The sequence below is a fragment of the Nocardia africana NBRC 100379 genome (assembly GCF_001612635.1).
Classification (GTDB): domain Bacteria; phylum Actinomycetota; class Actinomycetes; order Mycobacteriales; family Mycobacteriaceae; genus Nocardia; species Nocardia africana.
Map to the genome: position 1 here is coordinate 78,017 of NZ_BDAV01000008.1, position 21,828 is coordinate 99,844.

The window sequence follows — 21,828 nt, forward strand, 5'->3', positions numbered from 1 at the left end:
CTACTTCGCAAGCGAGCGGCTGATGACCAGACGCTGAATCTGGTTGGTGCCCTCGAAGATCTGCGTGATCTTGGCTTCGCGCATGTACCGCTCGACGCGGAAGTCACGGGTGTAGCCGTAGCCCCCGAAGACCTGCACCGCGTCGGTGGTCACCTTCATCGCGGCATCGGTGGCGACGAGTTTGGCGACCGAGGCCTGCCGCGAGTAGGGCAGTCCGGCGTCACGACGGCGCGCGGCGTCGAGGTAGGTGGCCCGGGCCGAGTCGACGGCGGCGGCCATATCGGCGAGCAGGAAACCCAGGCCGTGATGATCGATGATCTTCTTACCGAAAGTGCTGCGCTCCTTCGCATAACCGACGGCCTCGTCGAGCGCCGCCTGCGCCAGACCCGTCGCCACCGCCGCGATTCCGAGACGTCCGGAATCCAGTGCGCTCAAAGCGATGTGGAGTCCTTGCCCCTCGGCCCCGATCCGCCGCTCCGCGGGCAGGTACGCATCGTCGTAATGCGCGGTCGTCGTCGGCACCGCGTGCAGGCCCATCTTTTCCTCGGGCTTGCCGAAACTCAGGCCCTCGAGGTCTTTCGGCACCAGGAAGCACGAAATACCGCGCGAGCCCTCACCGGTCCGCGCGAACACGTTGTAGAAATCGGCGATGCCACCGTGGGTGATCCATGCCTTGGTGCCGTTGAGCCGATAACCGCCGTCCACGGGCACGGCCTTGCACGCGACCGCGGCGGCATCCGATCCCGCCTGCGGCTCGGACAGGCTGTAGGCACCGATCGTGGTGCCGCCCAGCATCTCCGGCAGCCAGCGGCGCTGCTGTTCCTCGGTCCCGAACGTCATCAGCGGATGGCAGGCGAGGCTGTGCACGCTCACCGCGACCGCGACCGCCGCCCACCGCGCCGCGATCTCCTCGAGCACCTGCAGATACACCTCGTAGGGCTGGCCGCCACCGCCCCACTCCTGCGGATACGGCAGACTCAGCAATCCCGCGTCGCCGAGAGTGGCGAACACACCGCTCGGATACGACTCCGACCGCTCGTGCTCGTCGACGATCGGGGTGAGCGCCTTGTCCGCGATGTCGCGCGTGAGCTGGATCAGCTCGTGCGCCTCGTCGGTGGGCAGCAATCGATCGACAGCCACGACATCCTCACTTTCGGCCACGCATGACAGTACTCCGTTATCGCCTACAGTACTGTCCGCCGTACAGTACTGCAAGGCTCGTTTGAGTACTATTCAGGCATGGCGCAGACGACTCGCAGCGGTTTCGGCACCCGGCGGCGCGGCGAACTGTTCGACGCACTGGTCGACCTCTTCCTGACCGAGGGCTTCGCCCACCTCACCCTGGACGAGATCGCGGCGCGGCTGCGCTGTTCCAAGAGCACGCTCTACACACTGGCCGGCAGCAAGGAACAGCTGGTCCGGGCCGCCACCGTGCATTTCTTCCGCCGCGCGACCGACGATGTCGAGCAGCGCATCGCCACCACGACCAGCGCCCGCGAACGCATCATCGCCTACCTGTCCGCCGTCGGAACCGTCCTCGGCGCCGCCTCACAGCAGTTCATGACCGACCTGGACGCCTTCGCCCCCGCCCGAGAGGTCTACGAGCAGAACACCCGCCTCGCCGCCAGACGGGTCCGCGAACTCGTCGACGACGGCGTCGCGGCCGGCGAATTCCGGGAAGTCCACGCCGCTTTCGCCGCCGACCTCGCCGCGACCATGATGGTCCGCATCCAGCAGGGCGGCGTCCGCACCGAAACCGGCCTCGACGACGCCGACGCCTACCGCGAACTCGCGGCCATCCTCACCACCGGCATTCAGCGGTAGAGACCACGCAGTGCCCGGCACGCGGCCTCGACCATCTCCTCGGCGGTCACCTCGATGGCGCCGTCGAGCCAGGCGGTGACCAGTTCGGCCATACCGCCGATGAACAGCAGACCGGAGGTTTCGTCGGCGGTCCGGCTGCGACCGGAATCGCCGAGCCAAGTTCGTACTTCGAGGGCCGACTCGTGCGCCAGATGCCGGAGCAATTCCGTGCGCCGCCGCCGCAAGTGCGGAAACGCCACCGACTCGACGATCGCGACCCGGCCCTTGCGCGGATCTTCGACGAGCAGCCGCACGAACGCGCCGATCGAGGCTCGCATGCGCGCTTCCGGATCGTCGCCGGCGGCGTCGGCGGCGCTGCGGCTGTTGTCCTCGATTTCGACGGCGATCTGGTTCAGCACGGCCTCGAGCAGGGCGTCGAGTCCGCTGAAACTCTCGTAGAAGTAGCGCTCGCTGAGCCCGGCCTCGGCACAGACCGCCGTCATCGTCGTCCGAGTCCCCGCCTCGGCCCACACCGTGAGCCCCGCGTTCAGCAAGCGCGACCGGCGTTCGGTGGCCCGTTCGGCGGCGGTCGCTCCGCGATAGACCCCTGATTGCACGGCCATGGCCCCAGCATGCCACAGCGAGTTCCTCGTCAAGGTTGACAGGACGTCCTTCCTGAATCAGGCTGTGACGTGAGCGGCATCACAGAGACGAGGTGTGCGATGACGGCGGACGCCCTGCGGACCAGGCCCATTCCGACGCAGCGGCGGGAGGACCGCGGCTACCCCGTACTCGGGCAATTGCTGCACTACGCCCAGGACCCGCTGGCGCTGTTCCAGCGGGAATGGGATCACTACGGGCCGGTCGCGCCGATGTACTCCCTCGGCCGGACCGCGGCCCTGCTGCTCGGCCCCGACGCGTGCGGCGAGGCACTGCTGAACAAGGACGGCGCTCTGGCCAACGAACCGGCCTGGTCGCGGCTGGTCGGCCCGTTCTTCCACGGCGGGCTCATGCTCATCGATTTCGACGAGCACAAGCGGCATCGGCGGATCATGCAGCAGGCGTTCACCCGTCCCCGCCTGCAGGCCTACACCGAGCGGCTGCATCCGGCGATCGAACAGGGTGTCGCGCACTGGGGCGAGAGCGAATCGTTCCCGGCGTACTGGAAACTCAAGCAGCTCACCCTCGATATCGCCGCCGATCTGTTCATGGGCGGCGCGGCGGATACCTCACCGGCCGAGATGGACCGGATCAACAAGGCGTTCATCGCGTGTGTGCAGGCCGCGGCCGGAATCGTGCGCGGCAACGTGCCGTTCACCCGCTGGGGTAAGGCCTATCGCGGCCGGCGGGTGCTCGAGAATTTTCTGCGTCACTATCTGCCGGCGAAACGCGCCGAGCAGACCGACGACATTTTCTCGGTGCTGTGCCATATCGAAGACGAGGACGGCGCTCGGTTCAGCGACGACGACGTGGTCAACCACATGATCTTCTTGATGATGGCCGCCCACGACACCTCCACCATCACCACCTCCACGATCCTGCAGTATCTCGGGCAGCACCCGCAGTGGCAGGAGCGTTGCCGCAGTGAGGCATCGGCGCTGGGCCCCGCACCGTCGATGGCCGAACTCGAGCGACTGGAGTGCATCGATCTGGTCATGCGCGAGGCGCTGCGCCTGCGCGCCCCGGTTCCGGTCCTGGTCCGCTACGCGGTGAAAGACACTGTGATCCAAGGGGTTCGGATCCCGGCCGATACCGATGTGGTCATCGGACTGCAGTTCTCCCATCTGATGCCGCAGTACTGGACCGACCCGCATACCTTCGATCCCGGCCGCTTCGGCCCCGAACGCCGCGAGGACAAATCCCATCGCTTCGCGTGGGAGCCCTTCGGCGGCGGCGCGCACAAATGCATCGGCATGCATTTCGGTGGGCTGGAAGTGAAGTCGATCATGCATCGCCTCTTGCGCGACTACCACTGGCGGGTCGACCCCGCCTACGTCGCGCCCCTGGACTACCACTCCCTGCCCTACCCCAAGGACGGCCTGCCCATCACCTTCGTCCGCAACTGAGCGCGCCCCGCTATGTTCGCGGCAAGCCCATGACCAGGGTGGCGATGGTGTTGAGCTGGATTTCCAGGGTTCCGCCGCCGATCACCCAGCTCGGGATGTCGAGTTCGTGGAGGACGACCTCGCAATCCTTCTCGTTCAGCGCCGCGGCCGGCCCGACGAGTTCGAGGGCGGCGGCCGCGGCGTCGGTGTGCAGCATGGACGCCGCGGCCTTGGAGATACTGGTGGCCGGGCCGATTCCGTGACCGTCGAGCCGACGGATGGTTTCGCGCAGGTTCATCGCCGAGATGGCGGCTCCGCGCGCGCTGATCCGTCCCAGCACACGTAGGGCGTTGTCGCGACTGCCCGCGTATTCCGCGCGCTCGATGATGCCGACGATGCGGGAGTTGTGCCCGGGGTCGCGGACGCCGCCGATGAAAAGTCGTTCCTGGGCAAGGGTTTCCAGCGTCAGCGCCCAGCCCTGCCCGACCTCGCCGAGGACCATGTCGCCGGGGACGAAGGCGTCGTCGAAGAACACCTCGTTGAATTCGGCGTGACCGCTGGACTGGGTGATCGGGCGGACCGTCACACCCGCGCCGTGCATATCGACCAGGAACATGGTCAGGCCGCGGTGGCGTTCGGCCTCGGGATCGGTGCGGGCCAGCAGCAATCCCCAGTCGCAGCGATGCGCCAGTGTGGTCCAGATCTTCTGCCCGTTGAGCCGCCACCCGTCGCCGTCCTTGGTGGCGCGCAGGCTCAGCGACGCCACATCCGAGCCCGCCTCCGGTTCGCTCATCAGCTGGCACCAGATCTCCTCGCCGCGCAGCGCGGGCGGGGCCAGCCGGGCGAGCTGTTCGGGGGTGCCGCGTTGCAGCACGATCGGCACCACCCACTGGCCGATTCCCATGGAGGGCTGGGCGATTCCGTGCTTGTCGTATTCGTCCTGCAGGATCAGCTGTTCCAGCGGACCGGCCGCGATCCCCCATGGTTTCGGCATCGGCGGCGACACCAGGCCGGAGTCGGCGAGCAGAGTGCGCCGGGGGCCGGTGTTGGTGGCGTCGTGGTCACCGATCTTGCCGGGATTCGGATTGTCCAGGGCGGCGGCTCGATCCAGAATCTCCGAAACCCATGTGCGGAAGGAGGAATCGGTTTCCGGCAGCGGTACGGCGAACGTGCGCGGACCGCCGAGCGCGACCTCACCGAGACGGCGTTCCCAGCTCTCCACGCAACCGCCGAGACCGGCCAGCGACATCGCCCGCCGCCAGTACAGGTGCAGATCGTGCTCCCACGTGAAACCGATCGCGCCGTGCAGGCACAGACATTCCACGGCCGCGTGCACGGCACTGCCGAGCGTGGTGAGCGCGGCGCCGGCCGCGGCGTGCGTGCGCTGCGCCGGGTCGTCGGCGAGTCCGCGCACCGCGTCCCAGGCCGCCGCGGTGGCGAGTTCACTGGTGATCAACAGGTGCGCGGCGCGGTGCTGCACGGCCTGAAAGGAGCCGATGGGACGGCCGAATTGCTTGCGCGCCTTGATGTATCCGGTGGCCGTGTCCGAACACCAGCGGATCACCCCGGCTGCTTCGGCGGCCATGAACGCGGTGGCGACCGCCTCGGCATAGCCGGTGTCGATGCCGGTGAGCTCGATTCCGGCGACATCGCGCAAGCGGACGACGGCGAGGTCCCGGCCGAGGTCCGATCCGGCGCACGCCTCGATCCGCACACCCGGGGCGTTACGGTCCACCAGGAACCAGCGGGTCCGGTCGCCGTCGGCCGCGGCCACCAGGAGCACGTCGGCCGCGGCGGCGCCCAGGACCGGGCCGGTCACACCGCTCGCGCCGCCGTCGGCGAACCGCACCCGGTGTCCGGAATCCACGGTCGCCCCGGTCCCGCCCTCGGCGAAACGCCGCAACGTATCGCTCACCGCCGCATCGGGTTTCGCCGACGCGACGACGGCGCTGGTGATCACCGAGGGCAGTAGCGGGCCGGGCAGCAGCGCCCGCCCGGCTTCGGCGAGCACCACCGCGATCTCGTCCAGGGTTCCGCCCTGTCCGCCCACCTCGTCCGGCAGATGCACACCGGGCAGCCCCAGCGCGACCAGATCGGCCCAGAAGGCGGGCCGTTCGCCGGCGGCGAGGCGATCGGTGTGCTTGCGGGTGTATTCGCGGGTGTGGTGGCGGTCGGCGAATCCGCTGACGGCCTGCGCCAGCGCCGCCTGATCCGCGGTCAGAGCCAGGGGCACGATCTCACTCCGCTCGGCGTCGATACGGTCCGGGCTCCCGCCCGCACACCCCGATTAGAACAGGTTGCAGCGTGTTGCGGGGCTGTTCACCGCGACGACGTGGCGCCCTGCGTCGCGGCGCGCGCGTGGGCGGGCCGCGTCGCCACCCCGTGCCAGGCCGAACCCGCCCCGGATTCACCGATGCGGTAGATCTGCACGGTCGCGGCGACGCTCGCCGCGATCGCGACGACCGCCACCGCGCCGACCAGCGGGCGGGAGAGCCCGCGCTCACGGCTCTCCCGCACATGAACCACGGCGATCAGGGCGGCCGCGACGACCGACGCGACGGCGAAGTAGAGGAATGTGTCGCCGAGGTGGGTGTGGGTGCGCAGATCGGGATTGGCACCGACCCGGCGCTCGAGCCATTCACCGGCATCGGTGGTGATCGGAGTCAGGACGACGACCACCACTGCCAGCGCGAGGTTCAGCCATACGAACCGCCGGCGCGCCGCCGGCCACAGCGCACACGCGATGGTGAGCACGGCGGTCAACGGCACCAGGACCACCACGAAATGGACCAGCAGAATATGAGCGGGCAGCCCATTGAGAGTCGACATCGAAGGACTTTCTGTCGGACGGACGAACGCGCGCCAGCCTTCCACGACCACGCTGTGAAACCGCTGAGCGGCGACGACCGTCCGATCACGCCTCGACGGCCCGGGCGTATTCCTCGTCGGCGAGGGGCTGTCGTCACCGCTGTCTCTAGCGAGGAAGACACACAAACCCGTTCGTTCGGCGGGGTCCTAGACTGGCCTCGGCGATGTCGGTGCCGCATGGTCGGCGGTTGAAGTAGGAGCTGTGGTGATCCGAGCCGTTGTGTTCGATGTCGGCGAGACTCTTGTGGACGAGACCCGGGAGTATGGCACCTGGGCGGACTGGCTGGGCGTTCCTCGGCATACGTTCGTCTCGGTTTTCGGCGCAGTCATCGCCCAGGGACTCGACTATCGCGAGACCTTCCAGGTTTTCAAGCCGGGGTTCGATCTGGATCGGGAGCGCCAGGCGCGCGTGGACGCGGGCAAGCCGGAGTGGTTCGGTGAGGATGACCTCTACCCGGATGTGCGCCCCGCTCTGTCCGAACTCCGTGAGATGGGCATCTGGGTCGGCATCGTCGGCAACCAGACCGTGCGTGCTGGAGGTCTTCTGCGCGGTCTCGACTTGCCGACGGACTTCATAGCGACCTCGGACGACTGGGGCCTGTCAAAGCCCGATGTCGCGTTCTTCGAGAAGGTTGTCGAGGTCGCCGGATGCCCAGCCGAAGAGATCATCTACGTCGGCGACCGTATCGACAACGACATCACCCCAGCGGTCAAGGTGGGGATGCGAGCCGCCTATATCCAGCGCGGCCCGTGGGGCTGGATTCACCGAGACCGGCAGGACGTCAAGGAACTCGCGGACTGGCGAATTCACAGCCTGTCCGAGCTTCCCCGCATCGTGAACGCTGAGCGTTAACCAGATAGGGAGTTGACGGTTGTATGCCAGTCGTACAACCGTTCATCCAATGCCCGGACCTCGGGGATCGAGTCCCACCTTCGCAGGTCCTGCCGCACTGCCTTGACTCGATCCAAAGCCGTTGCATACCAGTACTTTCCGATACCGTCCAAGGCTTCATCGAGGAAGTGGCACGCCTGCTCGGGAAGCTTGTCCAACACGCACGCGGCAGCAGCATCGGCGAGGTACACCGATCGCTGTTTCACTGATTCGGCGGGAAGTTCGTCGAGAACTTGCCGCAGCGTCTCCAATGCCTGACGGCCTTCCCCTGCCGATATCAGGGTGTTGGCCTTGAAACCTGCGAGCCGGGTCGGCGAAAACCAGTCCAGCCACTCGGGGGACGGCATCTCATGCGAATCGTGTTGGGCGTAGGACTGTTCGGCATGCCGGATCAGTTTGAGAGCCTGTCGGGTGTCGCCGAACCGCGTCTCGACTTCGGCCTCGACCGCATCGAGCCACGCCATCAGTTCGTGGTTTCCGTTCCCGCGGCGCGCGAATGCGCGAGCCGCCCGGATTCGCTCCCGCGCTTCCTCGGCTCGCTTCACGTCGCCGGAGAACGCTGGAATGAACGCCATGTGCGCGAGCACTGCACAGCCCAGCAAGGCATCAGCCGCTTCATGGGCGGCCTGAAGCGCGAGGACGAAACTGGCCTGCGCCTCCTCGGGTTGCTGAAGGTCGAAGAACTCGAGGCGACCGGCAAGCAACGCCGATTCCGAGACCGCTCGTGCGAGGCGCGCCACCGCGCGTACGTCGATTTGGGGAATGAGATCCGCCCCCAACCGGGCATGATCGGATACGGACCGTTGCAGTTGCTTTGCTGGTAGTGACCAGTACATCCCGCGATGAGCGACCGTGATCGCCATGTAGTCCTTGGCGACACTCGCCGATAGTTCCGTGCCACCCATGACACGCCGATACCGCGTCTTTCGCTGGATTCCATTGGCGCCTAGCACTTCCCGGGTGCTGCGCCCTTCGGATTCGTTCGGCCATGGTGGCGTGAACCCGAGTTCCGTCACGGGACGTTCGAACAGCGCCTCGAGCGCGGCGGCATGCTCCGGATGCGGCCATGGCGGGTCGGCGGATTCCCAGCGCCGCACGGTGCGGGCAGCCACCTCGATGCGCAGCCCGATCACCCGCGCAACCTCCGTCAACGCGTCGGCCAGTGCCGCTTGCGATCGGTACCCCAGCGCCTGACGGGCCGCGCGCAGCGCGGCATTCCCATTGTTTGCCATGCCTGTGAGACTAGTCCTCTATCGGGACATTTGCAGAGTGTATTCGTTCCAATGGCCTCCATATGTCCTCTCACTTGTCCTTCTTATGGCCATCTGCTTCGGTCATCGTGGGTCACAGCGCCGGATAATCTTTTACTCAGCGGCGCGAACCACGACAGTTCGTAAGCCGACGGAGGTGGCCCGATGATGAACACCCTCGAAGCTGATGTTCTCGCGCTCTTGGCACCTGGCGGGACGCTCACCGCCGACACGATCGCCCGCAACCTGGGGGTACCGAAGCACCGTGTAATGCGCGCGCTGCACACATTGCGCGACAACGGCCACACCTTCCAGAACCAGCGAGCGGCGTGGCAGGTATTGGCCGGAAAGCGATGAAGCCCGGCGGCCGGTCACCGCGACCAGAGGAACCAGACATTCATCTCGAGGTCCAATTCGACAGCGTACGTCTGCATTTCGTTGCCTGCCTGACGGCCGCGATGGTGTTCATCTGCGACGTGAACGCCCGCCGGCCCGGCACGGTCACCGTGACCTCCGGGCGCTACGGGGCGGGTCCTCGCCTCCCCTGCGAACGCCTCTATCTGCTGCCCTGATCCGGACCGACCGCCACACCATCCGCAAATGCCGGTTTACGCCGCGGACCGCGACGGCGTGGATCAACGATCACCCGAAACGACAAGACATGACCAATCCAAACGCAGAACAAATTTCGCAATATATGAAGCTGGGAGGCTTTGGCGTGCTGATTCGGCAAATTTCAGAGCGAGAATCCTTACATCGCACCAAGTTGCGGGCCGCATCCGCCCTCGTTTGCCTGTCATCGGAGGCATCCGGTGAGCCCGGGCATCGGAGGTGATGGCGTGACCGTCACCAACGACGACGACTGGTGCGACTGGTGCGCGCTCGAGATCCGTGGCGTACCACTGCGCGTGGATGGCCGGGTTTTCTGCAGCGAAACGTGCCTCAGCGCGTATCACGCGGGTTCGAAGTCGCGCTCGCTGATCGAGCTGCCTCAGCGCCCCGGCATCGATGCGGACCCCAAGGCCACAGAGAAGTTGGGGCGGTTGGAAACCGAGGGGCCTCCGCGATGATCGACGAGCTTCCACGCCGCAGGCCCGGTGAGTCCGGGTTCGTTCGCTACCCGACCACGCTGCCGTGTGCGGCGCTGCTGATCCGCGTCGCCCAGGGGCTCGATGAGTGGAGTGACCGCGACCGCCTTGAATCCGGGCCGGAGGAGCCGTAGCGCCGCGCGCCATTCTGTGCACGTTCTCAGTTCTGGAAGGTTCGATGACTACAGTGAATAGCTTTGCCCATCAACAGAAGTCGGATGCTGTCTACCTCGACATCGCCGCGAACGACCACGGCGACGAGAAAGGCGCACTCGTCCACCGCGCCCTCACCCGTCTGCAGACGGCCAACCCTCACCTGGTCGAAATCGGACCAGGCGGGGGTGCGGCTGTGCAATACCTCGCCTCGAAACTCGCCCCCGGCAGCGGGGCCCGGCTGACGTTGATCGAGGCTCCCGGGGTGGTGTCGCATTCGCTGACATTGGCCATGGGCGCATTCGAGGCCGTGGGTACCTGCCACCTCATGCAAGGCTGGGCGAAGGACCTTGCCGCGCTGATCGCCGAGCCCGTGGACGTGATCAGCGCCTCGGCGCTCATGCACGAGGTGTACTCCTATGGGGGTGCGTACGCGGGGCTGCACACGATGATGCGGGTGCTGCCGAGCGTGATCCGTCACTACGGGTTCTTCGTCTACCGCGACGTCTACGCCGTGGATGCGCCAACCCTGCATGAACGCGTCGTGCAGTGCTACAGTTCGCCATCCTGGCTGCAGTTCCTACGAATGTTCGTGCCCCACTATCTCATCGAGGGCGCGCATCCCTACCATCACCACGACGACGAGGTCGTCGCACGACAGAACTCGCGGATAGTGCCCGTCGCCGAACTCGACACTCACGTCTGCGCCGTCATCGAGGCACCGGTCGGGCTGTTCCGAGAAGTACAGCGCCACTACATCACCCTGCGCGATCACGTCTGGAGGTCCGGGATCCTCGGGTTCGAGCCGATACTGGACGGCGAACTGTCGGTGGACTGGATCGATTTCCGCTCCGGCCACAAGCGCGTTCACTACACCCTCACAGATTCTGTGCTGGTCTCACCGCAACGAACTGCGCTGCTGGCGGTCAGCGAACGGTACAGCGACCATTACGTGATCGACGGCGACATCTTCGATGCCGTCACCGACGCCGCGCTCATGGCCTTCCTGGCCGGTGCCGAACTCGCCGACTCCCGATGCGAACCGACATGGCGCGGGTGGCTGGCACGCGAGGGCCACGAGACCTACGCGTACCTGACCGCGGACGATCTGCTCACCGCGTTCGCGGTGAACTCACTGGAAGGGCGGCCGGATCAAGACGCGGTGTTGATGCCGGTCTGCGCCGAGGACGTGTTCACGCGAGATCGCCGCTACTACAATCGCTTTCTCGCCAAGCGGCTCCCGAACCCGCTGATCGACGCGAAACAGCTGATCCTGTTCCAGAACATCCCGACCCACGACACCCACACCATGCAACAAGCGCTGGCCACACTCCAACAGCTGTGCTCCAAACCCAACATCGCCCGCCTGCACACCGCCATCCATTGGAAAGGATGAACCGAATGCACCTGATCGAGGTCGAGCGCAAACGCGCCGTCGCTGACGCTGCCTCCCTGCGCGACCGACTCGCTGCCCTGGGCTACCGCGGGGACCGTCAGGTCACCGAGACCGACGTCTACTACAGCCGACCCGACGTCGACTACATGCAGACCGTCGAATGCCTTCGGGTACGCCGCCGCGCCGACTTCTGCGAGATCACCTACAAACCGCCGTCGAATCCCGGCACCCACGGCGCGAGCCACATCATCGCCAAACGCGAAATCAACGTCGCCCTTGCAGGAATCGAGAACAGCGACGCTGCACGCGCACTGCTCGAGGCTGTCGGAATGCGCGAACTGGCGGTCGTGGAAAAGAATCGGCACGTATTCTGCCACCCCGATCGTGACGACACCGTCATTGCTCTCGACAGTGTCACCGGTGCAGGCGAATTCGTCGAGACCGAGGTGTCCGCGACCGACCAGCACGACGCGGCAACTCACCTCAAGCAGATCGAGCGCGAGCTGGGTATCGACACACTGCCGGTCGTCACGCTGCCCTACCGCGACTTGGTGATGATGGCTACGCGATGATGGATTGACATCGGATGATGCTTACCACGCCGGGACCGAACCGACGTTCTCCTCGGCGCCTCGTGTGGTGCCGGGCCTCGCACCGGGTACGCGTTCAGTCCGGCAGCCCTGCTCCGGTCGGGCGCAGACCGAGGCGCGCGAGTTCGCTCAGCACGGCCGCGACGGCGTCCGGGACGGCCGCCGCCACCGGGCCGGACAGGCCGACGCCCGGATCGAGGCGCTGTGCCTCGACCGCCACGACGACGAGTTCGGCCGGGACCCGGCCCAAGACTCGCGCGAGCGGCAGCGCGTCCGGTATGCCCAGCGCATGCGTGCCGGTGGCGCGAGCGCACCCGCGCAGGGCCTCGACCGTGGTGCGCCACACCCGCCCGGGAGCCGAGGGATCGCACCGCACCGCGTCCACGACCACCGCGAGTTCGACATCGGCCCACAGGTCGAGAAGGCTCGTCGGATCGCCGTCACACCGCGCCACCGTCACGGCCGGGATGCACAGCGATTCCAGACGGCGGACCACGGCGGGGCCGATGCCGTCGTCGTGCCGGTAGTCGTTCCCGACGCCGATCACCACAGCCCGCGCTGCGGTCATCGGCGCACCAGGTCGAGGTCGAGGAAGTGTGCCGAGCAGGAGATGCACGGGTCGTAGTTGCGGATCGTGCGTTCACACAGGTGGGTGAGAGCCGCATCGTCCAGTCCGAGATTGGCCTCGACCACCCGGCGCAGGTCGTCCTCGATCGCGGCCTGGTTCTGCGAGGTGGGCGGAACGATGGTGGCCGCCCTCACGACGCCGGCGTCGTCGGTTTCGTATCGGTGGTAGAGCACCCCGCGCGGAGCTTCGCTGACGCCGTGGCCGACGCCGGCACGTGGCCGCGCCGCGACCGCCGGTCGCGTGGGTCGCTCGTAGTCACCGATCAGCCGGAGCGCTTCGTCGACGGCGTAGACGAGTTCGACGGCGCGAACCAGGATGCTGCGGAACGGATTACGGCACTGTGCCCGCAGCCCGATGGCCTCGGCGACCGCGCGGGCGGGCGGTGACAGTTGCGCGGAGTTGAGGCTGTAGCGGGCGAGCGGACCGGTCAGATATCGACGGCCGTCCAACCGGGCGTGCAACGCGGTGGAATGCGGCACCTGCCCTTCGACGACGTGCGCACCGAAATCGGCTGCGGTGAACGATGTTCCGGTGCTGCTGCGCAGAGTGCCGTCTTCGATGGCGTACCCGTCCGGCGCGGTGACGGCGAGGAGGTCGTGGTCGAGCTCGAGGTCGGGAAATTCGAATCCCGCGGCGAATTCGGCGGTCTCGACGGCGTAGTCCCGCGCGCGACGCAGCTGTTCGGCGACCGGCCCGAACCGGGCCCGTTCCGGTACCGCGTAGAAGCCGCCGACCCGGACATTGATCGGATGGATCGAGCGGCCCCCGACGAGTTCGAGCAGGCTGTTGCCCGCCTTCTTCACCGCCAGACCGTGTTCCACCAATTCCCGGTGGTCGGCGGCCAGCGCGACGGCATCGGGATAGCCGAGGAAATCGGGCAGGTGCAGCAGGTAGATGTGCAGGGCGTGGCTGGCGATCCACTCACCGCAGTACAGCAGCCGCCGCAGCGCCGCCAGCGGCGGGTCGAGGCGGATACCGCAGAGCTGTTCGACTGCGTTGCACGCACTGGTCTGATAGGCCACCGGGCAGATTCCGCAGATGCGCGCGGTGATATCGGGCGGCTCGGTGTACGCCCTGCCCCGCAGGAACGCCTCGAAGAACCGTGGCGGCTCGTAGATGTTCAGTTCCGCACGCGTGACCTTGTCGTCCTCGACCACGACCCGCAGGGCCCCCTCCCCCTCCACGCGAGCCAGCGAATTCACCGTCAATCGCCTACTGCGGCGGCTCATCTCGCCCCCTCTCCGCAAACGGCGGTGCGGCCGCGGCGACGGTGGCGAACACCCGATCGACGTCGTCGTAGGACATGCCGTTGACGCGCAGGATCGGAAGCAGCGCACCGATATTGGGGCGTGCCATCGGCCCGAAGCAGCCGAAACAGCCGCGGTGGTACGACGGGCACAGGGCGCCGCAACCCGCCTGGGTGACCGGGCCCAGGCACGGTATGCCATCGGCGACCATGACGCAGGTATTGCCGCGGCGCTTGCATTCGGTGCACACACTGGTGTTCGGCAGATCGGGCACCCGGCCGGCCAGCAGGGCGCAGAGGGTGTCGAGGAGCTGGCGGCGGTCGATCGGGCAGCCCCGCAGTTCGTAGTCCACTCGCACATGCGCGGCGATCGGGGTCACGGTGTCCAGCGTCGAGATGTACTCCGGGCTCGCGTACACGATCGAGGTGAACTCGCCCATATCGGCGAAGTTGCGCAGCGCCTGAATGCCGCCGTGGCTCGCGCAGGCGCCGATCGTGACGAGAATGCGTGACTGCGAACGGATTTCGGCGATCCGATCGACCTCTTCGGGTGTGGAGACCGACCCCTCGACCAGCGACACGTCGTAGGGCCCGGGTTCGACCGCACTGGACGCCTCGGTGAAATGCGCGATCCGGATCCGGCCCGCGAGCGTCAGCAACTCGTCCTCGCAGTCCAGCAAGGTGAGCTGGCAGCCGTCGCAGGAGGTGAACTTCCATACCGCGAGTGTCGGGACGGCCATCACAACTCCCGCACCGTCATCAGCGGTCCGGCCACCGCGTAGTCGACGACGGGACCGTCCCGGCAGATCAGTAGCGGCCCGAGCTGGCAGTGGCCGCACCGGCCCACGCCGCACTGCATAGTGCGCTCCATCGACAGCCGGATGTCGCCGCGTGCCACGCCGTGACGAATCAAGGTCTGCGCGCAGAACCGCATCATCGGTTCCGGCCCGCACAGGAAAGCGGTCGTGCGCGCGGGATCGACGACGAGCGTGCGGAGCGGTTCGGTGACGAAGCCGACCCGTCCGGTCCAGCCGGGAGCCGGGTGATCGACGGTCTGATACAGCTCGAGCCGGCCGTCGGCCCGCCATGCGCGCTGATCGTGCCGGAAGAGGATCTCACCGGGGGTCCGGGCGCCGGTGATCAGCACGATCCGGCCGTATTCGGATCGCCGCGCCAGCGCCTCCAGCACGATCGGACGCAGCGGCGCCACGCCGACTCCACCGCCGACCACGACCAGATCGCGGCCGACGGCCGAGTCCAGATCCCACCCGGTGCCGAACGGCCCGCGCACCCCGATCACCGCACCGGGAGGGGCGTCGTACAGTGCGGCGCTCACCGCGCCGACCGAGCGAATCGTGTGCTCGAGGAAATCACCGGAGGCGCACGGATCGCCGCTGATCGAGATGGCGATCTCGCCCACCCCGAATCGGTAGAGCATCATGAACTGACCGGCCCGGAACCGTTGTGCCGCACCATCTATCGGGGCGAGGATCAAGGTGGCGGTATCCGCGGTCTGCGCGATCCGGTCGACCACCCGGTAACGACGCATGGTGTCCGGGTCGGTCACCACGGCCGCGGCCGGCGCGCTGCTCACCACCCACCTCCGATCTCGGCTCGGCTCGGCGCGGCGGCGGCCGCATCGCTGGGATTGCGGTAGAGGTTCAGCAACCTCGCCCGGGTGGCCTGCAGCCGCTCCACGAGTGCCTCGAAGAGCAGCAAGGTGAGGGTGTAGCCGAATTTCGGGTCGGCATCGGCGATGTCGGCCAGGCGGGTCGCGTCGAATTCGATCGCCTCCACGGGCTCGGTGGTGACCGCGCCGAAGTGCCAGCGGTACGGCGGCACCAGCCACGACCATCCGAGCAGATCACCGGGACCCAGGGTCTGTACCACGCAGGGATCGCGGCCGGGAAGCGCCGCGTCCACGGCCACACATCCCGAGCGGAGGAGCCAGCACCGGTCGGCGCGGCGCCCCTCGGTGATCAACCGCCGGCCGGCGGAATAGCGGACGTTTCGCCCGGCTCGCGCGAGCGTGTCGAGTTTGCCGCGGTCCAGCGAGGCGAGCGGCGCGAAGGCCGACAACTCCTCAGCGGTGGTCATCCTCGCCTCCTTCGACCGTCTCGGCCAGGCGGGCGACCTCGACCGTCAAGTCGATACCCGCCGGGCACCACGCGATGCAGCGCCCGCACCCCACACAGCCGGAACTGCCGAACTGGTCGTACCAGGTACTCAACTTGTGGGTCAGCCACTGCCGATACCGGCTCTCGCCCGACTGCCGCACACTGCCGCCGTGCAGATGGGAGAAGTCGAGTTCGAAGCACGAGGCCCAGCGCTCCCAGCGCTCGGCATGGTCGCCGGTGAGATCGGTGACGTCCTCGGTGGTGGTGCAGAAGCAGGTGGGGCACACCATCGTGCAGTTGGCACAGGTGAGGCAGCGGCTCGCGACGTCCTGCCAGTGGGGTGACTCGTGGGAGCGGCGAAGCACATCGCGCACATCGACATCCGGCATGCCGCGTCCCATCCGGCCCGCCGCCGCCGCGACCTCGGCGCGGGCCGCCGATATCTCCGCCTCCGAACTCGGCTCGGTGACCAGTTCGGCGGCGATGCGCGCACCCGCCTCGGTGCCGACGTCGACGAGGAACCGGTGCCCGGCGTCGTCGATGCGTTCGGTGAGGGCGAGGTCGTAGCCGGAGGACACGTCCGGGCCGGTGTGCATCGACGCGCAGAAGCACACCCCGCCGGGCTCGGTGCAGTTCACGCCGATGACGAACAGCTCCCGCCGCCGCGCCGCGAACCCCGAGTCGGGATGCGCGCCGCCGCCGAGCACCTGCCCGAGCACGCCGATCGCGGCCATATCGCAGCCGCGCACGCCGAGGAAGGCGGTGGGCGTCGGATTATCCTGCACGGGTTCGGCATTCAGATCCGCGTCGAGCCGGGCGATCCGGCGATGGGGCGGGTGGAGGAATTGTTTCCACGATCCCGGACCGGCCGAATGCGAGAAGACGGCTTCGTCGTCGCGCCGGAACAGCCGATATCGCCCCGGCTCGGTATGCACTCCCCATCCCCCGGGCAGCCGGTCGCCCGAATCGAGTTCGTCGAGGACGATCGCCCCGTCGCGCACCTGCGGGCCGATGACCCGGTAGCCGTGCTCGACGAGGACGGTGACGAGCCGATCCAGGCCCGCCCGGTCGATCGTCACGGTGTCGCCGATGGTCATGTGGAGCCTCTGTTCGCCGCACAGTCGGCATTCGTCGCCGGTTCAGGATCCAGCCTCGTCGCGGGGCTGCCCGATCGGGAGCGCCGAAGGTCCCGGCCGTAGGGCCGGAAGGCCCGAATCGGATCGATGCACGACCACGCCGAGACCCCCGCAGGTCCAGCTCTCCGGATCATCGACGGGTCCGGCCAGCGGATCGCCGGAAACCGGATTCGCACCGATGGTGCCGGGTAGACTTTCGCCGCGTGCGGGAAGCGGCCGGGTCGCCGATTCCCGTTGCCCGCAACACGTTCGACACGGCACCACGAATGTCGCCGTTGCCACTTCGTCTCGGAAAGGACTGCGACGTGGAATCCGGCTCCCCTGTCGACCTGCGACAGAACCAGCCCCACACCGCCCGCATGTACGACTACTACCTCGGCGGTCAGGACCACTACAGCGCGGACGCGGAAGCGGCCGAGAAGGTCGTGGCGACCTGGCCCGGAGTGCGGGTGGCCGCGCAGCAGAACCGGGCCTTCATCCACCGCGTCACACGGTTCCTGGCGAACGCGGGGATTCGTCAATTCCTCGATATCGGAACGGGTATCCCCACCGAGCCGAATCTGCATCAGGTGGCCCAGCAGGTCGCCCCCGAGGCACGAGTCGTCTACGTCGACAACGATCCGATCGTGCTCGTCCACGCCCGGGCGTTGATGATCAGCTCCCCGGAGGGACGCACCAACTACATCTCCGCCGACGTCACCACCCCCGAAGCGATTCTCGACGCCCCCGGGCTGCACGAGACACTGGACCTGACCCGGCCGGTCGCGGTCAGCCTCAACGCGCTGATGCACTTCGTCCCCGACGGGCAGGACGCCTACGGAATCATCGAGACGCTGATGAAGCGGTTCGTACCCGGCTCGTACCTGGTGATGACGCATGTCACCCCGGACTTCGATCCGACGGCCATTGCGACCGTGGTCGACATCTACCGCCGCAGCGGCCTGCCGTGTCAGGTCCGCAGCCGCGACCAATTCGCGCGCTTCTTCGACGGCATGGAGCTGATCGAACCGGGTGTCGAGGTACCGCACCGCTGGCGCCCCGACGGTGTCGCACCCCCGAAGAAGATGGACGCGCAGGTGTCCGCCTACGCGGCCGTCGCACGCAAGTGATCCGGTCCCCGCAGCGGCCGGAATGGACTCTGCCGTAACGATTTCGGCCCCCGCGGCCCTGAACGCCGTCCCGCGCTATCGGCACGCGGGACGGCCGAACGACGTTGGACTACATCCACTGCCACCGCCCGTCGTCGAACGCGCGGCGGGCGGCGCGATCCATGTCGGCCACCTAGCCGTGGCCCACCTCCGCCGGCACGCTGCCGTCGGCGGGGATTGTGCGTCGGGAACGTCGGTTCCCGTTCCGGCATCGGTCCATTCGCCGACGTGTCAGTCCGTGGTCGGAAGGACGACGACCTTGCCCGGCAACGTCCCCGCGGCCGCCCGGGCGTGCACCGACGCCAGTTCCGCCAGCGGGACACGCTCGTCGACATCGATGATCAACTCGCGACGGTCCACGCGCGCAACGAGTTCCGCCAGTTGCCGCGCGTCGCTGCGAACGTAGACGTCCACCGCGCGCACACCGCGTGCCTCGTCGGCCGGGGCGGGCATCCACACGGTGGTGCCGACCACGACGCCACCGTCGCGGACCAGCCCGGCCAGCGCCTCGAACTCGGCCGGAGCGATCGGCGCGAGGTTGAGCAGGACGTCGATCGGCTCGGTCACCGCGGCGGTCACCTCGGTGGTGGTGTGATCGACGACCTCGTCGGCACCCCGCGCCTCGACGCGCTCGCGGCTGCGCGGACTGCCGGTGGCGATCACAGACGCGCCGGCCGCCTTGGCCAGCTGGACCGCGTAACCACCCACGGCTCCGCCGGCGCCGCTGATCAGGATCCGCTGCCCGGGCTTCAGTTCGGCGTGGTCGAACAGCGCCTGCCACGCGGTGAGTCCGACCAGGGGCAGCGCGGCCGCATCGGCGAGCGGGACGCTCGCCGGCGCCGCCGCCAGAATCTCCGCGGGCGCGAGGACGTATTCCGCCGCGGCGCCGTCGTCGGTGAACGGCAGGAAGCCGATGACCCGGTCACCGGCCTGCCACCCATCGACGCCCTCGCCGAGTGCGTCGATGGTTCCCGCGACGTCCAGGCCGGGAATGTGCGGCAGGGTCAGGGGCATCGGGCCCTGCATGAATCCCGCGCGGATATTGCCGTCGACGCTGTTGAACGATGTCGCCGCGACGCGCACTCGCACCTGGCCGGGACCGGGAAGCGGCTGGTCGGCGTCCTCGTAGCGCAGGACCTCGGGATCGCCGTACTCGTGAAATCGAATCGCCTTCATCGTGGTGCCTCACTCTCGACGTAAGTGCTTCGAGTTCGAAGCACATGAGCGACGATAGCAGTGCTTTGAATTCGAAGCAAGAGTTTCGAAATCGAAGCACGAGTTGTACAGTCGTGCCATGTCCGACACCTCGCGGCCCTTGGACGCCGCCCAACTGGGCGCCTACTTCGCCCTCATGGAGGTGGCCGGCCTGCTGCGGCACGCAGTCGAGCAACAACTGCGAGAGGCCGGCGATCTGAGCTACGTGCAGTTCCAGCTCTTGGCGCGCCTCGGACTCGACTCCCCCACCGGCAGTGAACGCATGACCGACCTCGCCGACGGCGTCGTCTACAGCCGCAGCGGATTGACCTATCAGGCAGGTCTGCTCGAGAAGGCGGGACTGGTCACGCGCACACCCTCCGCGGACGACGAGCGCGGCGTCACGGTCACGATCACCGACGCCGGGCGGGCGCTGCTCGCCCGGGTGCTTCCCGGCCACACCGAGGTCGTCAATCAGCAACTCTTCGAACCGCTGTCACGCGCGGACACCAAGGCCCTGGCCGATCTGCTGTCACCGGTGCGCGACCACATGCGTGCGGCGCCACCCCGCTCGGCAGCGCCTCGCCGACGGCGATAACCCATCGGCCCGGCCGCTACGAATCCTTGGTGAGGTGCCCGCACGCGGTTCGGACGAGGAGCTGAGGGAATGCGCATCGTGGTCGATCTGAATCGGTGTCAGGGATATGCGCAGTGTGTTCCGCTGGCACCGCAGGTGCTGAGGCTGCTGGGCGAGGAGGCGCTGGCCTACGACCCCAATCCCGACGACGTCCACCGCCGCCGGATCTTGCGGGCCGCGGCGTCGTGTCCGGTGCAGGCGATCCTGGTGGAGGCCCACACTCCGGACGAGCCGGAGCCCGCGCCGTGACCACCGCGTCGCTGGCCGCGGACCTGGTCAGGACGTTCCGGGCGGAAGGCCGCATCGTGATCGTGGGAGCGTCGCTGGCCGGACTTCGCGCCGCGGAAGCCTTGCGGGAGAGGGGTTTTCACGGAAGTGTGACCCTCATCGGGGACGAGCCGCACCTACCCTACGACCGTCCGCCGTTGTCCAAGCAGGTCCTGCAGGGCTGGGTGCCCGCCGATCACACCACACTTCCCCGCATGCGGGCCGTCGACGCGGACTGGCGGCTGGGGGTCGCCGCGACCGGCTTGGACCGAGCGAACCGGCAGGTCCTGCTGGCCACCGGCGACGCGGTGCCCTACGACCGGATGCTGATCGCCACCGGGGTGCGGGCCCGGCCGTGGCCGAACCCGGCCGAGGGCGCCCTGCGCGGGGTGTTCACGGTGCGCACCTGCGAGGACGCGGCCCGGCTCCAGGCAGCACTGAATGCCGGCCCGAAGCGCGTGCTGGTCGTCGGCTCGGGATTCATCGGTTCGGAGCTGGCGTCGGTGTGCCGCGAGCGCGGCCTGCCGGTGACCGTCGCCGAACGCGGCGGCGGGCCACTGGTGGGCCCGCTCGGCGGAGTGATCGGCGATATCGCCGCGCGAATGCAGCGCGAGGCGGGCGTCGACCTGCGCACCGGGGTGTCCGTCCGATCCCTCGACGGCGACGCCGACGGACGGGTGTGCCGGGCCCAGCTGTCGGATGGAACCACGCTGGAGGTCGATGTGGTGGTGGCGTCGCTGGGCTCGATCCGCAATGTCGAATGGCTGCGGAATGCGGGTCTGGCCGCCGGTTTCTGGGGCGTCGGTTGCGATGCGGGCTGTCGCGCGTTCGACATCAACGGCGTGGTGACCGACAACATCTTAGTGGCCGGCGATGTCGCGCGTCAGCCCCATGTGCTGTACGAGTATCAGTTCATCTCGATGGAGCATTGGGACAACGCGGTGTGCGGTGCTCAGGTCGCCGCGAACAACATGATCAGCCTGGAGACCGAACGGCGACCACATCTACCGCTGCCCTCGTTCTGGTCGGCCCAATTCGGGGTGAACATCAAAGGTGTGGGGGTGTGCTCGTTCGGCGACGAGATCGCGTTCACCCAGGGATCGCCCGAGGACTTTCGGTTTGCCGCCGTCTACGGCCGCCGGGGCCGCATCATCGGTGCGGTGACATTCGATCACGGCAAATGGCTGCAGTACTACGCGGCGATGATCGAACGGTCGGCGCCGTTTCCGCCGCCACCGCCGGGCTACGACCGGGCCGCCGATCCGGCGCCGATGCCGGCCCGCTTCCCCGATCCGCGCGTGCCGACCGGCATCCCCGACGTGGTGCTGACCGGTCACGACCCCACATCCCGGGGCGCCGAGTTCCATTGA

The 21,828-nt window shown here is 67.7% G+C and carries 24 protein-coding genes; 12 read left to right on the top strand and 12 right to left on the bottom strand.

The genetic code is table 11. From position 1 onward, the window contains the following. The gene (locus NA3_RS14325) at nucleotides 1–1,140 is read right to left on the bottom strand and encodes an acyl-CoA dehydrogenase family protein (protein WP_062964175.1); all 1,140 of its coding nucleotides are present in this window, start codon (nucleotides 1,138–1,140) and stop codon (nucleotides 1–3) included. A 99-nt stretch (nucleotides 1,141–1,239) separates the two neighbouring features. On the opposite strand from NA3_RS14325, the gene NA3_RS14330 reads away from it, so the two are divergent. After that, on the top strand, nucleotides 1,240–1,824 hold the full coding sequence (locus tag NA3_RS14330; RefSeq protein WP_062964113.1) for a TetR/AcrR family transcriptional regulator: 585 nt from the start codon (nucleotides 1,240–1,242) through the stop codon (nucleotides 1,822–1,824). Here the strand turns inward: NA3_RS14330 and NA3_RS14335 are convergent. Next, entirely contained in the window at nucleotides 1,815–2,426 is a 612-nt protein-coding gene (locus NA3_RS14335) for a TetR/AcrR family transcriptional regulator (RefSeq protein ID WP_062964114.1), read from the bottom strand. The genes NA3_RS14330 and NA3_RS14335 overlap by 10 nt on opposite strands. A 99-nt stretch (nucleotides 2,427–2,525) precedes the next feature. On the opposite strand from NA3_RS14335, the gene NA3_RS14340 reads away from it, so the two are divergent. Next, nucleotides 2,526–3,869: a cytochrome P450 gene (locus tag NA3_RS14340; protein ID WP_062964115.1), complete on the top strand. Its 1,344-nt coding sequence runs from the start codon at nucleotides 2,526–2,528 to the stop codon at nucleotides 3,867–3,869. Nucleotides 3,870–3,879: 10 nt separating this feature from the next. Here NA3_RS14340 and NA3_RS14345 read toward each other — a convergent pair whose 3' ends face one another. Next, nucleotides 3,880–6,081, bottom strand: a complete 2,202-nt coding sequence (locus tag NA3_RS14345) for an acyl-CoA dehydrogenase family protein (RefSeq protein WP_063917502.1) — start codon at nucleotides 6,079–6,081, stop codon at nucleotides 3,880–3,882. A gap of 86 nt (nucleotides 6,082–6,167) precedes the next feature. Beyond that, nucleotides 6,168–6,677 carry a DUF2231 domain-containing protein gene (locus NA3_RS14350; protein WP_062964117.1) on the bottom strand — a complete coding sequence of 170 codons (510 nt, stop codon included), beginning with the start codon at nucleotides 6,675–6,677 and terminating at the stop codon, nucleotides 6,168–6,170. Nucleotides 6,678–6,918: 241 nt separating this feature from the next. Here NA3_RS14350 and NA3_RS14355 point away from each other — a divergent pair, with 241 nt between their 5' ends. Then, complete coding sequence (locus NA3_RS14355; RefSeq protein WP_439956178.1) at nucleotides 6,919–7,569, top strand: HAD family hydrolase; 651 nt, start codon at nucleotides 6,919–6,921, stop codon at nucleotides 7,567–7,569. Here NA3_RS14355 and NA3_RS14360 read toward each other — a convergent pair. Further along, nucleotides 7,566–8,840, bottom strand: coding sequence for an NsdA family TPR-like regulatory protein (locus NA3_RS14360; protein WP_062964118.1), 1,275 nt, complete (start codon nucleotides 8,838–8,840; stop codon nucleotides 7,566–7,568). The two genes, NA3_RS14355 and NA3_RS14360, sit on opposite strands and share 4 nt — an antisense overlap. Before the next feature lie 183 nt (nucleotides 8,841–9,023). On the opposite strand from NA3_RS14360, the gene NA3_RS14365 reads away from it, so the two are divergent. The 5 genes from NA3_RS14365 (at nucleotide 9,024) to cyaB (ending at nucleotide 12,067) form a co-directional block, all read left to right on the top strand. Then, nucleotides 9,024–9,215: a helix-turn-helix domain-containing protein gene (locus NA3_RS14365; protein WP_062964119.1), complete on the top strand. Its 192-nt coding sequence runs from the start codon at nucleotides 9,024–9,026 to the stop codon at nucleotides 9,213–9,215. A 482-nt stretch (nucleotides 9,216–9,697) separates the two neighbouring features. After that, the gene (locus NA3_RS14375) at nucleotides 9,698–9,928 is read left to right on the top strand and encodes an eL24 family ribosomal protein (RefSeq protein ID WP_062964121.1); all 231 of its coding nucleotides are present in this window, start codon (nucleotides 9,698–9,700) and stop codon (nucleotides 9,926–9,928) included. Continuing rightward, nucleotides 9,925–10,080 carry a hypothetical protein gene (locus NA3_RS36910; protein WP_157126558.1) on the top strand — a complete coding sequence of 52 codons (156 nt, stop codon included), beginning with the start codon at nucleotides 9,925–9,927 and terminating at the stop codon, nucleotides 10,078–10,080. Before NA3_RS14375 ends, NA3_RS36910 begins: the two co-directional genes overlap by 4 nt. Nucleotides 10,081–10,124: 44 nt before the next feature. Further along, nucleotides 10,125–11,495, top strand: coding sequence for a hypothetical protein (locus NA3_RS14380; protein WP_062964122.1), 1,371 nt, complete (start codon nucleotides 10,125–10,127; stop codon nucleotides 11,493–11,495). A gap of 5 nt (nucleotides 11,496–11,500) precedes the next feature. Next, complete coding sequence (gene cyaB / locus NA3_RS14385) at nucleotides 11,501–12,067, top strand: class IV adenylate cyclase (protein ID WP_227995074.1); 567 nt, start codon at nucleotides 11,501–11,503, stop codon at nucleotides 12,065–12,067. A 94-nt stretch (nucleotides 12,068–12,161) separates the two neighbouring features. Here the strand turns inward: cyaB and NA3_RS14390 are convergent, their stop codons facing one another. Genes NA3_RS14390 through NA3_RS14415 form a run of 6 tightly spaced genes read right to left on the bottom strand, consistent with a single transcriptional unit; the run spans nucleotide 12,162 to nucleotide 17,173 of the window. Next, nucleotides 12,162–12,653, bottom strand: a complete 492-nt coding sequence (locus NA3_RS14390; protein ID WP_062964124.1) for a hydrogenase maturation protease — start codon at nucleotides 12,651–12,653, stop codon at nucleotides 12,162–12,164. Further along, nucleotides 12,650–13,942, bottom strand: coding sequence for a Ni/Fe hydrogenase subunit alpha (locus NA3_RS14395; RefSeq protein WP_062964125.1), 1,293 nt, complete (start codon nucleotides 13,940–13,942; stop codon nucleotides 12,650–12,652). The genes NA3_RS14390 and NA3_RS14395 overlap by 4 nt, the downstream gene beginning before the upstream one ends. Further along, on the bottom strand, nucleotides 13,926–14,699 hold the full coding sequence (locus NA3_RS14400) for an NADH-quinone oxidoreductase subunit B family protein (RefSeq protein ID WP_062964126.1): 774 nt from the start codon (nucleotides 14,697–14,699) through the stop codon (nucleotides 13,926–13,928). The genes NA3_RS14395 and NA3_RS14400 overlap by 17 nt, the downstream gene beginning before the upstream one ends. Further along, on the bottom strand, nucleotides 14,699–15,508 hold the full coding sequence (locus NA3_RS14405) for an FAD/NAD(P)-binding protein (protein ID WP_062964177.1): 810 nt from the start codon (nucleotides 15,506–15,508) through the stop codon (nucleotides 14,699–14,701). The genes NA3_RS14400 and NA3_RS14405 overlap by 1 nt, the downstream gene beginning before the upstream one ends. Before the next feature lie 41 nt (nucleotides 15,509–15,549). Beyond that, nucleotides 15,550–16,056 carry a Crp/Fnr family transcriptional regulator gene (locus tag NA3_RS14410; protein WP_062964127.1) on the bottom strand — a complete coding sequence of 169 codons (507 nt, stop codon included), beginning with the start codon at nucleotides 16,054–16,056 and terminating at the stop codon, nucleotides 15,550–15,552. Further along, nucleotides 16,043–17,173 (bottom strand): 4Fe-4S dicluster domain-containing protein, encoded by a 1,131-nt coding sequence (locus tag NA3_RS14415; protein ID WP_062964128.1) that lies wholly within the window; start codon nucleotides 17,171–17,173, stop codon nucleotides 16,043–16,045. Before NA3_RS14415 ends, NA3_RS14410 begins: the two co-directional genes overlap by 14 nt. Nucleotides 17,174–17,517: 344 nt before the next feature. On the opposite strand from NA3_RS14415, the gene NA3_RS14420 reads away from it, so the two are divergent. Then, complete coding sequence (locus NA3_RS14420) at nucleotides 17,518–18,321, top strand: SAM-dependent methyltransferase (protein WP_227995070.1); 804 nt, start codon at nucleotides 17,518–17,520, stop codon at nucleotides 18,319–18,321. Nucleotides 18,322–18,591: 270 nt separating this feature from the next. On the opposite strand, the gene NA3_RS14425 is transcribed toward NA3_RS14420, so the two are convergent. Next, the gene (locus NA3_RS14425; protein WP_062964130.1) at nucleotides 18,592–19,536 is read right to left on the bottom strand and encodes an NADP-dependent oxidoreductase; all 945 of its coding nucleotides are present in this window, start codon (nucleotides 19,534–19,536) and stop codon (nucleotides 18,592–18,594) included. 118 nt (nucleotides 19,537–19,654) lie between these two features. Here NA3_RS14425 and NA3_RS14430 point away from each other — a divergent pair, with 118 nt between their 5' ends. The 3 genes from NA3_RS14430 (at nucleotide 19,655) to NA3_RS14440 (ending at nucleotide 21,828) form a co-directional block, all read left to right on the top strand. After that, nucleotides 19,655–20,152, top strand: a complete 498-nt coding sequence (locus NA3_RS14430; RefSeq protein ID WP_062964131.1) for a MarR family winged helix-turn-helix transcriptional regulator — start codon at nucleotides 19,655–19,657, stop codon at nucleotides 20,150–20,152. Between the two features lie 69 nt (nucleotides 20,153–20,221). Continuing rightward, nucleotides 20,222–20,440: a ferredoxin gene (locus NA3_RS14435; RefSeq protein ID WP_062964132.1), complete on the top strand. Its 219-nt coding sequence runs from the start codon at nucleotides 20,222–20,224 to the stop codon at nucleotides 20,438–20,440. Beyond that, nucleotides 20,437–21,828 (top strand): NAD(P)/FAD-dependent oxidoreductase, encoded by a 1,392-nt coding sequence (locus NA3_RS14440; RefSeq protein ID WP_062964133.1) that lies wholly within the window; start codon nucleotides 20,437–20,439, stop codon nucleotides 21,826–21,828. Before NA3_RS14435 ends, NA3_RS14440 begins: the two co-directional genes overlap by 4 nt.

Excerpts from the sequence above, each read along its gene's own strand:
- NA3_RS14435 (WP_062964132.1), top strand. The coding sequence starts at position 20,222 with ATGCGCATCGTGGTCGATCTGAATCGGTGTCAGGGATATGCGCAGTGT.
- NA3_RS14415 (WP_062964128.1), bottom strand. The coding sequence starts at position 17,173 with ATGACCATCGGCGACACCGTGACGATCGACCGGGCGGGCCTGGATCGG.
- NA3_RS14405 (WP_062964177.1), bottom strand. The coding sequence starts at position 15,508 with ATGCGTCGTTACCGGGTGGTCGACCGGATCGCGCAGACCGCGGATACC.
- NA3_RS14410 (WP_062964127.1), bottom strand. The coding sequence starts at position 16,056 with ATGACCACCGCTGAGGAGTTGTCGGCCTTCGCGCCGCTCGCCTCGCTG.
- NA3_RS36910 (WP_157126558.1), top strand. The coding sequence starts at position 9,925 with ATGATCGACGAGCTTCCACGCCGCAGGCCCGGTGAGTCCGGGTTCGTT.
- NA3_RS14425 (WP_062964130.1), bottom strand. The coding sequence starts at position 19,536 with ATGAAGGCGATTCGATTTCACGAGTACGGCGATCCCGAGGTCCTGCGC.
- NA3_RS14395 (WP_062964125.1), bottom strand. The coding sequence starts at position 13,942 with ATGAGCCGCCGCAGTAGGCGATTGACGGTGAATTCGCTGGCTCGCGTG.
- cyaB (WP_227995074.1), top strand. The coding sequence starts at position 11,501 with ATGCACCTGATCGAGGTCGAGCGCAAACGCGCCGTCGCTGACGCTGCC.
- NA3_RS14340 (WP_062964115.1), top strand. The coding sequence starts at position 2,526 with ATGACGGCGGACGCCCTGCGGACCAGGCCCATTCCGACGCAGCGGCGG.
- NA3_RS14380 (WP_062964122.1), top strand. The coding sequence starts at position 10,125 with ATGACTACAGTGAATAGCTTTGCCCATCAACAGAAGTCGGATGCTGTC.
- NA3_RS14350 (WP_062964117.1), bottom strand. The coding sequence starts at position 6,677 with ATGTCGACTCTCAATGGGCTGCCCGCTCATATTCTGCTGGTCCATTTC.
- NA3_RS14360 (WP_062964118.1), bottom strand. The coding sequence starts at position 8,840 with ATGGCAAACAATGGGAATGCCGCGCTGCGCGCGGCCCGTCAGGCGCTG.
- NA3_RS14400 (WP_062964126.1), bottom strand. The coding sequence starts at position 14,699 with ATGGCCGTCCCGACACTCGCGGTATGGAAGTTCACCTCCTGCGACGGC.
- NA3_RS14330 (WP_062964113.1), top strand. The coding sequence starts at position 1,240 with ATGGCGCAGACGACTCGCAGCGGTTTCGGCACCCGGCGGCGCGGCGAA.
- NA3_RS14335 (WP_062964114.1), bottom strand. The coding sequence starts at position 2,426 with ATGGCCGTGCAATCAGGGGTCTATCGCGGAGCGACCGCCGCCGAACGG.
- NA3_RS14365 (WP_062964119.1), top strand. The coding sequence starts at position 9,024 with ATGATGAACACCCTCGAAGCTGATGTTCTCGCGCTCTTGGCACCTGGC.
- NA3_RS14390 (WP_062964124.1), bottom strand. The coding sequence starts at position 12,653 with ATGACCGCAGCGCGGGCTGTGGTGATCGGCGTCGGGAACGACTACCGG.
- NA3_RS14430 (WP_062964131.1), top strand. The coding sequence starts at position 19,655 with ATGTCCGACACCTCGCGGCCCTTGGACGCCGCCCAACTGGGCGCCTAC.